Source organism: Sphingobium subterraneum (genome assembly GCF_014199435.1).
Taxonomy (GTDB): domain Bacteria; phylum Pseudomonadota; class Alphaproteobacteria; order Sphingomonadales; family Sphingomonadaceae; genus Sphingobium; species Sphingobium subterraneum.
Map to the genome: position 1 here is coordinate 184,727 of NZ_JACIJP010000004.1, position 14,547 is coordinate 199,273.

The 14,547-nt window shown below is 64.3% G+C and carries 13 protein-coding genes; 8 read left to right on the forward strand and 5 right to left on the reverse strand.

Annotated features, from left to right (window positions below; translation table 11 throughout):
- Positions 1–11: 11 nt before the first annotated feature.
- The gene (locus tag FHS92_RS12915) at positions 12–1,607 is read right to left on the reverse strand and encodes an isocitrate lyase (RefSeq protein WP_184081137.1); all 1,596 of its coding nucleotides are present in this window, start codon (positions 1,605–1,607) and stop codon (positions 12–14) included.
- A 138-nt stretch (positions 1,608–1,745) separates the two neighbouring features.
- On the opposite strand from FHS92_RS12915, the gene FHS92_RS12920 reads away from it, so the two are divergent.
- Positions 1,746–3,161 carry a helix-turn-helix domain-containing protein gene (locus tag FHS92_RS12920; protein WP_184081138.1) on the forward strand — a complete coding sequence of 472 codons (1,416 nt, stop codon included), beginning with the start codon at positions 1,746–1,748 and terminating at the stop codon, positions 3,159–3,161.
- A 186-nt stretch (positions 3,162–3,347) separates the two neighbouring features.
- Positions 3,348–4,364 carry a LacI family DNA-binding transcriptional regulator gene (locus FHS92_RS12925; RefSeq protein WP_184081139.1) on the forward strand — a complete coding sequence of 339 codons (1,017 nt, stop codon included), beginning with the start codon at positions 3,348–3,350 and terminating at the stop codon, positions 4,362–4,364.
- A 7-nt stretch (positions 4,365–4,371) separates the two neighbouring features.
- Here the strand turns inward: FHS92_RS12925 and FHS92_RS12930 are convergent, their stop codons facing one another.
- Positions 4,372–4,980, reverse strand: coding sequence for a TlpA family protein disulfide reductase (locus FHS92_RS12930; RefSeq protein ID WP_184081140.1), 609 nt, complete (start codon positions 4,978–4,980; stop codon positions 4,372–4,374).
- 43 nt (positions 4,981–5,023) lie between these two features.
- On the opposite strand from FHS92_RS12930, the gene argH reads away from it, so the two are divergent.
- From argH to FHS92_RS12955, 5 genes are read left to right on the forward strand one after another with little or no spacing between them, the layout of a single operon-like run.
- Positions 5,024–6,397 (forward strand): argininosuccinate lyase, encoded by a 1,374-nt coding sequence (gene argH, locus FHS92_RS12935; protein ID WP_184081141.1) that lies wholly within the window; start codon positions 5,024–5,026, stop codon positions 6,395–6,397.
- Positions 6,397–6,657: a hypothetical protein gene (locus FHS92_RS12940; protein ID WP_184081142.1), complete on the forward strand. Its 261-nt coding sequence runs from the start codon at positions 6,397–6,399 to the stop codon at positions 6,655–6,657. Before argH ends, FHS92_RS12940 begins: the two co-directional genes overlap by 1 nt.
- 9 nt (positions 6,658–6,666) lie before the next feature.
- A complete protein-coding gene (lysA, locus tag FHS92_RS12945; protein WP_184081143.1) occupies positions 6,667–7,932 on the forward strand; it encodes a diaminopimelate decarboxylase in 1,266 nt (421 codons plus the stop codon).
- 3 nt (positions 7,933–7,935) lie between these two features.
- Positions 7,936–8,712, forward strand: coding sequence for an NAD(P)-dependent oxidoreductase (locus FHS92_RS12950; RefSeq protein WP_184081144.1), 777 nt, complete (start codon positions 7,936–7,938; stop codon positions 8,710–8,712).
- 1 nt (position 8,713) lies between these two features.
- The gene (locus FHS92_RS12955; protein WP_184081145.1) at positions 8,714–9,670 is read left to right on the forward strand and encodes a zinc transporter ZntB; all 957 of its coding nucleotides are present in this window, start codon (positions 8,714–8,716) and stop codon (positions 9,668–9,670) included.
- Between the two features lie 20 nt (positions 9,671–9,690).
- On the opposite strand, the gene FHS92_RS12960 is transcribed toward FHS92_RS12955, so the two are convergent.
- Together FHS92_RS12960 and FHS92_RS12965 are read right to left on the reverse strand one after the other, a co-directional pair.
- Positions 9,691–11,331: an ATP-binding protein gene (locus FHS92_RS12960; protein WP_184081146.1), complete on the reverse strand. Its 1,641-nt coding sequence runs from the start codon at positions 11,329–11,331 to the stop codon at positions 9,691–9,693.
- A 5-nt stretch (positions 11,332–11,336) separates the two neighbouring features.
- A complete protein-coding gene (locus tag FHS92_RS12965; protein ID WP_184081147.1) occupies positions 11,337–12,836 on the reverse strand; it encodes an ATPase domain-containing protein in 1,500 nt (499 codons plus the stop codon).
- Positions 12,837–13,053: 217 nt separating this feature from the next.
- Here FHS92_RS12965 and FHS92_RS12970 point away from each other — a divergent pair, with 217 nt between their 5' ends.
- The gene (locus FHS92_RS12970; RefSeq protein WP_184081148.1) at positions 13,054–13,746 is read left to right on the forward strand and encodes a helix-turn-helix domain-containing protein; all 693 of its coding nucleotides are present in this window, start codon (positions 13,054–13,056) and stop codon (positions 13,744–13,746) included.
- Positions 13,747–13,800: 54 nt separating this feature from the next.
- On the opposite strand, the gene FHS92_RS12975 is transcribed toward FHS92_RS12970, so the two are convergent.
- On the reverse strand, positions 13,801–14,472 hold the full coding sequence (locus FHS92_RS12975; protein WP_184081149.1) for an OmpW/AlkL family protein: 672 nt from the start codon (positions 14,470–14,472) through the stop codon (positions 13,801–13,803).
- Positions 14,473–14,547: the final 75 nt, after the last annotated feature.

Below are 14,547 nucleotides of genomic sequence, written 5' to 3' on the forward strand. Positions count from 1 at the left end.
CCCTGTCCGCGTTACGCCGCGAACTGGTTCATTGTGTTGTGAACGCCACCGGCTTTCAAGGCCGCTTCGCCCGCAAAATATTCCTTGTGGTCGTCGCCGATGTCGCTGCCCGACATGTTCTGGTGTTTGACGCAGGCGATACCCTGGCGGATTTCCTGACGCTGCACGCCCAGAACATAGCCCAGCATGCCCGCTTCGCCGAAATATTCCTTCGCCAGATTGTCGGTCGACAGCGCGGCGGTGTGGTACGTCGGCAGCGTGATGAGGTGATGGAAAATGCCTGCCCGCTTGGCCGCATCGCGCTGGAAGGTGCGAATGCGCTCATCGGCTTCGGCGCCCAGTTCGGTGCCGTCATAATCGACGCTCATCAGCTTGGCGCGGTCGTAGGCCGACACGTCCTTGCCTGCTTCGACCCAGGCGTCATAAACCTGCTGGCGGAAATTCAGCGTCCAGTTGAACGACGGCGAATTGTTATAGACCAGCTTCGCGTTGGGAACGACTTCGCGGATGCGATCGACCATGCCCGCGATCTGCTCGATATGCGGCTTCTCGGTCTCGATCCACAGCAGGTCTGCGCCGTTCTGGAGCGAGTTGATGCAATCGAGCACGCAGCGATCCTCGCCCGTTCCGGCGCGGAACTGGTACAGGTTGCTTGGCAGGCGCTTGGGCCGCATCAGCTTGCCGCCACGGTTGATGATGACGTCGCCATTGGCTTGCGCAATGTCCGAAATCTCTTCGCAATCGAGGAAGCTGTTGTACTGGTCGCCGATGTCGCCCGGTTCCTTGGAGAACGCGATCTGCTTGGTCAGGCCAGCGCCGAGCGAGTCGGTGCGCGTGACGATGATGCCATCCTCGACGCCCAGTTCCAGGAACGCATAGCGGCAGGCGCGAACCTTCGCGAGGAAGTCCTCGTGCGGGACGGTCACCTTGCCGTCCTGGTGGCCGCACTGCTTTTCGTCCGAAACCTGATTTTCGATCTGCAGTGCGCAGGCGCCCGCCTCGATCATCTTCTTGGCGAGGAGGTAGGTTGCTTCCGCATTGCCGAAGCCCGCGTCGATATCCGCGATGATCGGAACGACGTGCGTTTCGTAATTGTCGATGGCGTGCAGCAGGCGCTGTTCCTCGACCTGATTGCCCGCTTCGCGTGCCGCGTCGATTTCGCGGTACATCATGCCCAGTTCGCGGGCATCCGCCTGACGCAGGAAGGTGTAAAGTTCCTCGATCAGCGCGGGAACGCTGGTCTTCTCGTGCATCGACTGGTCGGGCAGGGGGCCGAACTCGCTGCGCAGCGCCGCGACCATCCAGCCGGACAGGTACAGATAGCGGCTCTTGGTCGTGCCGAAATGCTTCTTGATGGAGATCATCTTCTGCTGGCCGATAAAGCCGTGCCAGCAGCCCAGCGACTGCGTGTAGTTGGCCGGATCGGCGTCGTAGGCGGCCATGTCGGCGCGCATGATCTTCGCGGTGTAGCGCGCGATGTCGAGGCCGGTCTGGAAGCGGTTCTGCAAACGCATGCGCGCAACCGACTCGGCGCTGATGCCATCCCATGTGCCGTTCTGGGCGCTGATGAGCTGCTGCGTCTTGGTGATGTGATCCTGATAGGACATGGGAAACTCCGTTAGCCAGTGCGATTCTGTCGACCGGGGTACGGGATAATGGTGCGCTGCAAAATCATTTTGAAGTCGACTTGTCAGACTTTACAAGATATCATTGTAAAGTTGTAAAGAGCTAGACAGGGGCCAGTTATGGCGAACGAACGTCCGGTTTTCATGGGGCCACGCCTCAAGCGCCTGCGGCGGGAACTGGGTTTGACCCAGGCGAACATGGCCGCCGACCTCGATATTTCGTCGTCTTATGTTGCGCTGCTCGAACGCAATCAGCGGCCGCTCACGGCCGACATGCTCCTCCGGCTCGCGCGCGTCTACAAGATGGACATGTCCGATCTCGCGGGCGACGGGGGCGCGGATTACAGCGCGCGCCTGCAAGCCGTGCTCCGCGACTCGATGTTCGGCGACATCGATTTGCCCGCGCTGGAGGTTGCCGACGTAGCTACCAGCTATCCGGGCATTACCGAGGCGCTGCTGCGGCTCTATATCCTGTACCAGGAGGAGCTGCTGGCGCTGGCCGACCGCAGCGCGGATGGGGAAGGGGATATGGCCCCGGCGGACGACTCCGATCCGGTGGCGGAGGCGCGACGGTTTCTCGCCGCGCGGCGGAATTTTTTCGGAGGCCTTGATGAAGCGGCCGAGCGGCTTGCCGGGCTGGTAAGCGAACAGGGTGGGCTGGCCGGTCATCTGAAGGCGCGTCACAGCCTGCGCGTGCGCCGTATTCCGCCCGATGTAATGGCGGGGGCGCTGCGCCGCTACGACCGGCACCGCGACGAGATCCTCCTCGATGACACGCTCGACATGGCGAGCCAGACCTTCCAGATCGCGCTGCAGCTGGTCTACCTCGAAATGCAGGCGGAGGTCGATGCGGTGTTGCAGGAGGGCCATTTCGCCTCCGACACCGGCAGGCGCCTGACGCGCCGCGCGTTGGCGAGCTATGCGGCGGCCGCCATCCTGATGCCCTACACCGCCTTCGCCCGCGCCGCGGAAAAGCGGCATTACGATGTGGAGGCGCTGGGTCGCCAGTTCGGCACCAGCTTCGAGCAGACCGCCCACCGCCTTACGACCCTGCAAAAGCCGGGGCAGGAGCGCGTGCCGTTTTTCTTCATCCGGCTGGACGCGGCCGGGAACGTGTCGAAGCGCCTCGACGGGGCGGGCTTTCCGTTCGCGCGGCATGGCGGCGGCTGCCCCTTGTGGTCGGTGCATCATGTGTTCCGCACCCCGCGCGAGATTGTCACGCAATGGCTGGAGCTGCCTGACGGCAAACGCTTTTTCTCGATCGCGCGCACGGTAACGTCCGGCGGCGGGGCCTATGGCGCGCCGAAGGTCGAGCGTGCCATCGCGCTGGGTTGCGCGGCCGAACATGCCGATCGCCTGATTTATACCCGCACCCCTGTGGTTCAGAGGCCTGACGAGGCCACACCCATCGGCGTTACCTGTCGTTTGTGCCACCGGACGCAGTGCACGGCGCGCTCGGCTCCCCCGATCGGGCGACTCCTGCTGCCCGATGACTTCCGGCGAACCACCGCGCCTTTCGGTTTTGCGGACAGTTGACTGGCGGCAAGAGACGTTCCGGGCCGGAAACGGGGACGACCCAGCGCGGATGGCGCGATAGCAACGATTGTAACAAAAGCGCCGTTAACATTCTGGCAAGATCTCCCCGTCTACTTCGCTATCGCTCTTGATTTGCAATGATTTTACGCAGACATATGAGCTGTTGAGGGGGCATTGCACGCGGAAATGACGGATAAGCCGCACCACGTTCGTACGATTGCAGACATCGCGCGGCTCGCTGGCGTTTCGCCGGGCACGGTATCGCGCGCGCTGAGCGGGTCGACACTGGTGCGCGAAACCACCCGCAACCAGATCATCGAACTGGCGCACGAGCACGGTTTCACGCCCAATGCGACAGCCCGCAACCTGCGCATGCAGCGGACCGGGACCATCGGCGTGGTCGTTCCGCTCGGCCATGATGTCCGCCAGCATATTTCCGATCCCTTCTTCATGCAGATGATCGGCCAACTCGCCGACCGGCTGACCGAGCGCGGCTACGACCTGTTCCTCTCGCGCGTGGTCCCGAGTCATCCCAACTGGCTGTCGAAGATCGTCGATTCCGGCCGTGTCGACGGCGTCATCATTATTGGCCAGTCGGATCAGTTTGCGGTTCTCGACGAAGTCGCCGCCCGTTACCGCCCGATGGTCGTATGGGGCGCGAACAATATCGGCCGCACGCATTGCACGGTCGGGTCGGATAATTTTCTGGGTGGGCAGATCGCGACCCGCCATCTGATCGAGCGCGGGTGCCAGCGCATTGCATTCTTCGGTAACCCCGTTGGGCCGGAAATCGTCCACCGGCTGGACGGGTGCCGTGCCGCGCTCCAGGAAGCGGGTATAACGGAACCGTTGGAAATCGTACCGACGTTGATGGCCCCCGAAACAACGCATCCGATGATCCTCGACTGGCTGGACCGGCAGCAGACGCCACCCGACGGCATCGTCGCCGCTTCGGACGTGATCGCGATGTGCGCGTTGCGAGCCCTGTCGGATCGGGGTCTGCGCGTCCCGGCTGACGTCAAGCTGATGGGCTATGACGACCTCGCCCTTGCTGCGCAGACCATGCCGCCGCTGTCCACCATCCATCAGGATATTGGCGAAGGCGCGGGGCATCTCGTCGATCTGCTGTTCCGCAGGATCGCGGGAGAGGATGCGCCTTCGGTCGTACTGAACCCTTCGCTGGTGGTGCGCGCCTCCACTTGACCGCGGCTCAGCCGCCGTTGACCGCTTCCTCGATCAGGGCCTTCGCGTCGTCGCCCTCCCAGTCGAGCGCCCCCACGACGCGCGCGATTTCCTTGCCATCGGCCGTGTAGAGGACGCTGGTCGGCAGCATGCCGGTCGCATAATGGAAACCGAACTGGTTTTCCGGATCGAGCCACGGCTGGATGTGCTGGAAGCCTTTCTTCTGGAAGAATGGCACGACCTTGTCCGCGCCGAGGCTGTCCTGCGAGATGGTCAGCACCGCGAGCTTGTCCTTGGCGTAGGCACCGGCGATCGCATCCAGCTGCGGCATCTCGGCGACGCAGGGTGCGCACCATGTCGCCCACAGATTGACGAGGATCGGACGCCCGGCAAAGCGCGACAGCGTTACGTCCTTGCTCTTGGCGTCAGCGAACACGAAGTCGGGAAGGGGGCTGCCCGCCTTCGAACGGTCGATGACGAAGGACGCGCTCTTCGCGCCCGCCGTCTCCGGCGTCGATGGCACTTCGTCCGGGGTAACCGCATTCGACGGCGCGCTTTTTGACGCATCGTCTTGCCGCGCGGGCGCGGATTGCCTATCGCAGGCGCCGAGCGAAAGCCCGACAAGGAGCAGGGACATTAGCGAGCGCGACGAACAGGACACAGGATCAGGCTCCAACAGCATGTGGGGCGGCCGCTTTGCCCAGGGGCCTGCGTCCGTGATGCGCGAGATAAATGCGTCTATCCCGTTCGACAAGCGATTGTGGAAGCAGGACATCGCAGGATCGAAGGCGCATGTCACGATGCTCGCCATCCAGGGCATCGTCAGCGGCGAGGACGCGCAGGCGATTACGGAAGGGTTGAGCCGGATCGCGGCCGAATATGAGCGCGACGGCGTGCCGGTCAACATGGATCTGGAAGACATCCACATGGTCACCGAGTCGCGGCTGGCCGAGCTGATCGGCCCGGCGGCGGGACGGCTCCACACCGCGCGGTCCCGCAACGATCAGGTCGCGACCGATTTCCGCCTGTGGGTGCGTGACGCAATCGATGAAGTGGATGCGGGGTTGAAGGCCCTGCAGCAGGCTCTCATCGCGCGGGCAAGCGAGCATGTCGATGCGGTGATGCCCGGTTTCACCCATCTGCAATCCGCGCAGCCGGTAACGCTGGGCCATCACCTCATGGCCTATGTCGAAATGCTCAAGCGCGACCGCAGCCGCTTTGCCGATGCGCGCGCGCGGATGAACCGCAACCCGCTGGGCAGCGCGGCGCTTGCCGGAACGGGCTTCCCCATCGACCGGCATCATACGGCGCAGGCGCTCGGCTTCGACGGGCCGACTGACAACAGCCTCGACAGCGTATCGGATCGCGACTTCGCGCTCGATTATCTGATGGCGGCGACCCAGTGCAGCCTGCACCTGTCCCGTCTGGCGGAGGAGTTCGTGATTTGGGCGAGCCAGCCCTTCGGTTTCGTCAAGCTGCCCGACGCCTATTCGACAGGCAGCTCGATCATGCCGCAAAAGCGCAACCCGGACGCCGCCGAACTGGTGCGCGGCCATGCCGGGCGCATCATGGGGTGCATGACCGCGCTGTGCGTGACCATGAAGGGCCTGCCGCTCGCCTATTCCAAGGACATGCAGGACGACAAGCCGCCGGTGTTCGAGGCGCACGACCTGCTCGGCCTTTCCATCGCGGCGATGACCGGGATGGTGGAAACCGTGACGTTCCGCACCGACCGGATGCGCGCGCTTGCCGAAAGCGGTTACGCGACCGCGACCGATCTGGCCGACTGGCTGGTGCGCGAGGGCGACATTCCGTTCCGCGATGCGCATCACATCACCGGGCGCGCGGTCAAGCTGGCGGAGGAACGGGGGGTGCCCCTGTCGGACCTGCCGCTCACCGATTTGCAGGCGATTGACGCACGGATCACCAACGGGGTCTACGCCGTTCTTACTGTCGACGCATCGGTCGCCAGCCGCCGGAGCCATGGCGGCACGGCGCCCGATCAGGTGCGGGCGCGTATTGCGCAGGCGCAAGCAGAGCTGGAGGCGGAATAATGCAAAGCTTGATCCTGCGTGCGACATCGGGCGCGCTCATTGTTGCTCTGGCGGCGCTCGCCGGGTGTGGCGGCCGCCAGCCGCTGCAGCGAACGGAGGGGATGAAACCCGTGCCGGTCGCGGTGGGCGCAAACGAAAGCGCATCGGCCGACGCGCTGATGGCACTCACCCCGCAGGAACGCCCGAACCGCGATTTCGAGCCGCTGACCCGTTCCCAGCCCCGGCCCGAAGATCCTTTTGACCTGCCGCCCGGCCAGTAAGAGCAACACATGGACCATTTCGATTATCGCGCCGGTGTCCTCCATGCCGAAGACGTGCCCTTGGCCGAGATTGCGGCGCAGGTAGGTACGCCGGTCTATATCTATTCGACCGCAACGCTCGAACGCCATGTCGGGGTGTTCCGCGAAGCGCTTGCGCCGCTGGCCGATCCGCTGGTGGCGTTCGCGGTCAAGGCTAATCCCAACGCAGCGGTGCTGGCGACGCTGGCGAAGCTTGGGCTGGGGGCCGATGTTGTATCCGCGGGCGAATTGCTGCGCGCCATTGCGGCGGGCATCCCGGCCAGTCGCATCGTCTTTTCCGGCGTCGGCAAGACCGAAGAGGAAATGCGGCTCGCGCTGGAGCATGGCATTTTCCAGTTCAATCTGGAAAGCGAGCCGGAAGCGGAAATGCTGTCCGAAGTCGCCCTGTCGATGGGCAAGGTCGCGTCCGTTGCCTATCGCATCAACCCGGATGTCGACGCGGGCACCCACGCGAAGATTTCCACCGGCAAGTCGGAAAACAAGTTCGGCATCCCCTACGACCGGGCACTCGTCGCCTATGACCGCGCGGCGCAGCTCGCCGGACTCGACGTGCAGGGCGTGGCCGTGCACATCGGCAGCCAGCTCACCGATCTTGCTCCGCTCGAAAGCGCATTCACCAAGGTCGGTGCGCTGATCGAACGGCTGCGCGATGCCGGACACGCCATCCGCACCGCCGATCTGGGCGGGGGCCTTGGCGTGCCCTATGATCCCGCGCTTCCCGTGCCGCCCAGTCCCGCCGCCTATGGCGCGATGGTCGTGCGCGTGACGCAGGGCTGGAACGTCCGCCTGATGTTTGAGCCCGGCCGGGTGATCGTCGGCAATGCCGGGGTTCTCCTATCCCGCGTCATCCGCGTGAAGCAGGGGGCGAGCCAGCCTTTCGTCATCGTCGATGCGGCGATGAACGACCTGCTGCGCCCCAGTCTCTATGACGCATGGCATGATATCCGCGCCGTCCGCCCCCGCAACGCTCAGGTGCAGGCGACGGTCGTCGGCCCGGTGTGCGAGACCGGCGACACCTTCGCCACCGCGCGGGACATCGATGCCGTGGAAGCGGACGATCTCCTCGCCTTCATGACCGCCGGAGCCTATGGCGCGACCATGGCGAGCACCTACAACAGCCGCGCGTTGACGCCCGAAGTGCTGGTCACCGGCGATCAATGGGCGGTCGTTCGCGCCCGTCCTCCGGTCGAGGCGCTGATCGAAGGCGACAGCATTCCAGACTGGCTGCGGGGCTGATTCGTGCACAGCCTGCCCGTTTTCCTGCGGCTGACCGGGCGTCCGGTGATTCTGCTGGGAACGGGCGAGGCCGCAGAGGCCAAGCGCCGCCTGCTGGAGCGGGCAGGCGCCACAATTGTGGCGGAAGACGCGACGGCGTCGCTTGCCATCGTTGCCATCGAGGATGAGGAAGAGGCGGTAGCGGCGGTCGCGCGTCTGAAGCAGCGCGGCATTCTGGTGAACGCTGTTGATCGCGCAGCGCTATGCGATTTTACGCTCCCCGCTATCGTGGACCGTGACCCGGTCATCATTGCGATCGGCACGGGCGGCGCATCGGCGGGCCTTGCCAAGGCGTTGCGCCAGCGGATCGAGGCGCTGCTGCCTCCCACGGTGGGCATGCTTGCGCAGGCAATGGCCGATGCGCGGGGGGCCATGCGCGCGCGCTGGCACGATGCGGCGTCCCGCCGCCGCGCGATCGATGCGGCATTGGCGCGGGGCGGCGCGCTCGATCCTCTCGCTGGCGCCGATGCGTCCACGGTCGCAGCTTGGCTGGACAACGCTGGAGAGGACGCGGCGCCCGCCCGGCTGGAACGCATCCCGCTCGCGTCCGCCGATCCGGAAGATCTGACGCTGCGGGCGGCCCGCCTTCTGGGGGAAGCGGATGCGGTGTTTCATCATCCATCCGTGCCGGTGCCGATCCTGGAACGCGCCCGCGCCGATGCCCGGCGCATCGCAACCGCTACGCCGCCGGTCTGGTCTGACCCCGGCCTCGCGCTCTGGCTGACGATGGGAGAGGAATAGCATGGCCCGTTTCTTCATCCATGACGGAACGTCCGCCCGCGAGCTGGATGTGGAGGCCTTCTGTACGCTCTCGCCGCCGCCGCGGTTCAGCTGGGTTCACATGGACGGACGCACGGACGATGTGGCGAAGACCGAAGCCCGCATCGCGACGATTCCCGATGCCGCCCGCAGCGCGATGATGGCGAGCGAGACGCGCCCGCGCTGCACGATCTTCGCCGATGGCGCGCTCGTCAACCTGCGCGGCCTGGGCGAGCAACTGGCGAACGATGGCGACCCGCTCGTTTCCATCCGTCTCTGGGCGGAAAAGGGCCGGGTGGTCAGCCTTTCCTACCGCAGGCTCGATATTCTGAACGCGGTGATCGAAGAAATGCTGTCGGGTCGGCTGGCGGACCCCGGCGACCTCATCACCGCCGTGGCGATCCATATCACCGATGCGCTCGATCCGGTCATCGCCGATCTGGGTGACGCGCTCGACAATATCGAAAGCCATCTGGACGAGGAAGGTGCGGTCTCCACCCGCCGCCATGTCGCGAAGATCCGGGCTGCCGCCATCTCGTTCCGCCGGTTCATCGCGCCCCAGCGCGCGGCGATGGAGCGGTTGATGACTGCCCAGGTGAGCTGGCTGGAAGCGGACGACCGCCTGCATGTGCAGGAAGCCGCTGATCGCTGTGCCCGCATGGCCGAAGAGCTGGAGGCCGTGCGCGAACGCTCCGCCCTTGCCCATGAAGCGCTCACCGATCTGCGCGCCGAACATATGAACCGGCAGGCGCTGCTGCTAGCTATCGTCGCGCTCATCTTCCTGCCGCTGACGTTTCTCACCGGCCTGCTCGGCATGAACGTGAACGGCATTCCCTATGCGCACGAGCCTTGGGCCTTCTGGGGCGTGATCGCCGTGTGCACGATCATCGCCGGGGCCATCGGTGCGTGGTTTGCTGTGACCAACTGGCTGCAACGCTAACGGGGATAGCGTTTCGCTCGTCAGCGCCGGAGCGACACGAGACTGTCGTTCTCCACCGTCAAAGCCGCCAGCGCTGCGGCGATTTCCGACTGACCAAATGGCTTGGCCAGACGCGGCAGGTGCAACACGTCATCGGTCGTCCCGGTATAGCCGGTGATGATAAGCACGGGCAACTGAGGATACTGGTCCTTCAGGCGCCGGGACAGCTCCGCCCCATCCATCCGGGGCATTTTGTAATCCGTGATGACGACATCGACCTCGGCCGCATCCGCCAACAGGGTGAGTGCTTCCGCGCCTCCCCGCGCTTCGATCACATTATGCCCCAGATAGCGGATCATTTCCGCCGTGCCGGTCCGCACGATGTCCTCGTCATCGACAAGGATCACCGAAAGGGGGCGGTCCACGGGCAGTATCAGGTTGACGCGCTCCGGCCCGCGCAGCGCGTCGCTGGCCTTTGCCATCGGCAAATACAGATCGGCGCGTGTGCCGTGCCCCGGTCTGCTCGTCAGGACGAAACGGCCGCCGAGCTGTGCCGCCAGACCGTGCACCATGGACAGCCCCAGCCCGGTGCCCCGGCCGGTTTCCTTGGTCGAGTAAAAGGGCTCGACCGCGCGGGTCAGCGTCTCCGCATCCATGCCGACACCGGTATCGATGACCGATAGCCGGATATAGGTACCGACCGGAAGCCCGAACGCCGAACCCGGAGCGATATCCACTTTCTCCGACGAAATCGTGAGCGGTCCGCCGTTGGGCATGGCATCGCGGGCATTGATGCACAGGTTGAGGATCGCGAGTTCGAGCTGGTTGGGGTCGGCGAGGGCGGGCGGCAGATCGGGCGCGGGGTCAATGTGCAACTCGACAGTGGCGCCGACAGAACTGGCGATGAGATCATGCATGCCCGCGATCAGGTCCGCGACATCCAGCGCCACGCTCTGCAGCTCCTGTCGCCGTGCGAAGCCCAGCAGGCGCTGGACGAGAGTCTTTGCGCGGTCGGCCGCGAGCAGCGCGTTGGCGATCAGTTTCCCCGATCGGGGGTCCTGCTCGGCATATTTGCGCTGAAGCAGGTCAAGCGCGCCTGTGATGGGGGTGAGAAGATTGTTGAAATCATGGGCCACGCCGCCTGTCAGCTGCCCCAGGGTTTCCAGTTTCTGCGCCTCGTGAAGCTGGGCCACCGCGGCTTCGTGGGCAGCCGTCCTGTCCTCCACCCGACGTTCAAGCTCGGTGGTAAAGGCATGCAGTTCCTCCAACCGCGCCCGCGCGTCATATTGCCGACGCCGACCCCGAACCGCGGACTGCGCAAGGCTGATCAGCGTGGTGGGATGGAAGGGCCGTTCCAGAAAAGTGACGTTGCCCAATATCTCGAGATAGCGCCGCGCCGCCGGATTGCGTTCCAGACCGCCTTCGCGCCGGGTCAGAAGAACGAACGGGAAATCGGACCATTCGGGCTGGTCGGTAATCCACCGGGCCAGTGCGCTCAGGTCCGCGTCGCGCAGCGCCTCTTCCGTCACCAGCGCAAAGCCTGCTCCCACATCGAGTTCCAGCAGCAGCGCGCCAACATTGTCGCAGATTGCGGACGCGATCATCGCCTCGTTCAGCATGGCGCTTGCCACTATCGCATCGCGACCATGCGGCGCCAGCACGACCGCACGTTCGGAGTGCATCGGTGTCACTCCGCTTCGACCGCCAGCAACTGGGGCGCGTCGCCCATGAGTTCCGGCACACCGCGCAGGACCCCCTGAAAGGCGGTCAGCGGCTCTCCCAATGTGATGCCCGTATGGTCGATCCGATATTCACGGATGGTGTCTTCGTGCGAGCTTGTCCGTTTCTTGATGACCGAGATGGCCCGGCGAACACGGCCCCGCGCCTCGAAATAGCGCAACAGGATCACCGTGTCGGCCAGATAGGTCACATCGACCGGCGCCTTCATGTCACCCACGAGGCCGTGCTGGGCAACGGTCAAAAAGGTCGAGGCACCCCTGCGGTTCAGATATTGGAGCAATTCGTGCATATGCAGGATCAGTTCCTGCTCACCGGGCATGGCGGCCTGATAGCCGTTGAGGCTGTCGATCACGACCGTCCTCACGCCATTTTCCTCGATGCAGCAGCGCACCCGGTCCGACAGTTCACCGGGCGTCAGCTCCGCCGCGTCGACCTGTTCGATGATGAGCAGGTCAGCATCGACCATCGCCTGAATATCGATGCCAAGGCCCTTGGCGCGTTCGATCAGCAAGCCCAGCTCCTCGTCGAAGACGAACATGGCCGCGCGCTCGCCGCGACTGACCGCACCGGCAATGAACGTCAGGGCGTAGAGTGACTTTCCGGTCCCTGCCGGTCCCAGGATCAGGACGCTGGATCCCCGTTCGATGCCCCCGCCCAGCAGGGCGTTCAACTCGGACGAATCGGTACTCAGCACCTCGCGATCGAAGCTGATCCGGTGTTCCGCGGAGATCAGGCGTGGGAAAACACGCACTCCGCCGGTTGTGATGACGAAATCATGATGCCCACCGCGATAACGCTGGCCGCGATATTTCACGACCCGCATCCTCCGCCGTTCCGCGCCGTAATCGGGGGAGAGTTCTTCCAGACGGATCACGCCGTGGGCAACGCTGTGCATCGTGCGATCATTGGGCTCGCTGGACAGGTCGTCCAGCATCAGCACGGTTGCCTTGCTGCGCGAGAAGTAATGCTTGAGCGCGAGGATTTGACGCCGGTAGCGCAATGATGACTGGGCGAGCAGCCGGATTTCCGACAGGCTGTCGAGCACCACGCGTTCGGGTCTTACCGCCTCGAACGCCTGAAAGATGCGCCGGGTGGTCTCCCCCAGCTCCAGGTCGGAGGAATACAGCAGGCTTTGCTGCTGTTCCTCGTCCAGTAGGCTCTCCGGCGGTACCAGCTCGAAGATATCGATGCCGTCCAGCGACCAGCCGTGCGACGCCGCACCCGCGCGCAGTTCGTCGTCCGTTTCGGAAAGGGTGATATACAGCGACCGCTCGCCCGCTTCCGCGCCCGCGATCAAAAATTGCGTCGCGATCGTCGTCTTGCCTGTTCCGGGGCGGCCTTCCAGCAGGAACAGTCGTCCGCGCGCCAACCCTCCGGCGGTCACGTCGTCGAGCCCGGCAATCCCAAAATTTGCTTTCCCGTCGAACCGCGTTAGCCCTGCATGCATAGTCACCTCCTCGTCCCCTAACGCGAATCAGCCCGATAATGATCCCTCCGGAGGGACGACCGTCTGCAAACTTTTGTGAGGATCACGTGCCCGGATCGGCGGCTTCCCTCCGGTTTCGCCCTCTCCTGTACAAGCATGGACTTGTTTTCAAAGCAAAATATGCGGGTAGTCGCTTGGCATGCTTTCCATCCGGTGCGTGGTGGCGTAGGACGTGGGTGTGACCGACTGTTCGACCTGCGTGGTGCGCAACCGGGCGATCTGTGCCAGTCTCGATGCTGCGGAATTGGCGGCTCTCGGGAAGATGGGGCGGAAGCAAAAGGTGCGGCACGGACAAACCCTGCTGTGGGAGGGTGATGGCGCGCCTGTCGTCGCCAATGTGCTTTCCGGCGTGCTGAAGCTGGTGGTGTCCACCGCCGATGGGCGGGAGCAGATTGTCGGGATCGTTTTCCCCTCGGACTTCATTGGCCGTCCGTTCGGCAAGGAAAGCCCCTACAGCGTGACCGCCATGACGGATGCGGAAGTGTGCATCTTCAACCGGAACAGTTTCGACGATTTCGCTGGTAAGCACCCGGATCTCCAGCAGAAGCTGCTGCGCCGGACACTGGACGAGCTGGACCGCGCCCGGCACTGGATGATGCTGTTGGGGCGTAAATCGGCTTCGGAAAAAGTCGCCTCGTTCCTCCTGGAGATGTCGGAGCGTCTTTCGGGACAGGGTTGCGAGGCAGGCGCGCTCAACAACGGGTTCGAACTGCCGTTCGGGCGGCAACAGATCGCCGATATTCTCGGCCTCACGATCGAAACGACGAGCCGTCAGTTCACCCGCATGCGGGAAGACGGCCTCGTCGATTTGCCCTCGCGCCGCGAAGTCGTGATCAACGACCGCGCGGCGATGATGGCGATGGCCGGCTGATCGGAACCGGCCAGTCAATCAGAACCGGCCAGTCAATCAGAACCGGCCAGTCGATCAGAACCGGAACGCGGCGCCCGCGCTGATCACCCAGGGGTCGAGCTTGTGGCGTGTCGTCAGAACCTCGGTCGGTCCGGCATACCAGTGGGCGGTTGTGCGCAGGAAATAGCGTTTCACATCAACGCTCAGCGCCAGTCCCTTGTCATTGATTGGCACATCGATGCCGGCCTGCAGCGCCGCACCGACCTTGTCGTTCATCTTTTGCCGCGTGGCGCCGAGTGCTACGGCGGTGGCACCGGGCTTTTCATCAATGAAGATGTAATAGCTCGGACCCGCGCCGACATAGGGCTGGATGCCGCCGTCCTTGCCGAAATGATATTTCAGCGTCAGCGTCGCCGGAACGATCTTGGCGTTTGACACCAGTCCCGCCCCCGCAAGCGCACCGCGCCCGTCGACGTCATGCTGGGTCACCCCCGCGATCGTCTCCACCGAGATGGCGTCGGTCAGGAAATATTCGATCGCGACCGTCGGCACGACATTGTCGTCGGCCTTGGTCTGCGTGCCCGCAGGCAGGCCGATCAGATCCTTCTTGACCGATGTGATCTTGCCATCAGGCGCGACCAGAGTGCCGAGCAGCTTGAACTGGACATCGCCGCTCTTGGCAGCGGCATGGCCCGGCACCGCCAGCGCGATACCGAGTGCGGCGAGGGGGAGTATGGTCGTCTTCATGAGTATTCTGCTCCTCTGTTAGCGGGGCCGTATCTCGCCCGGCCGCGCCCGCAGCGCATTGATGGAACGCAAGTA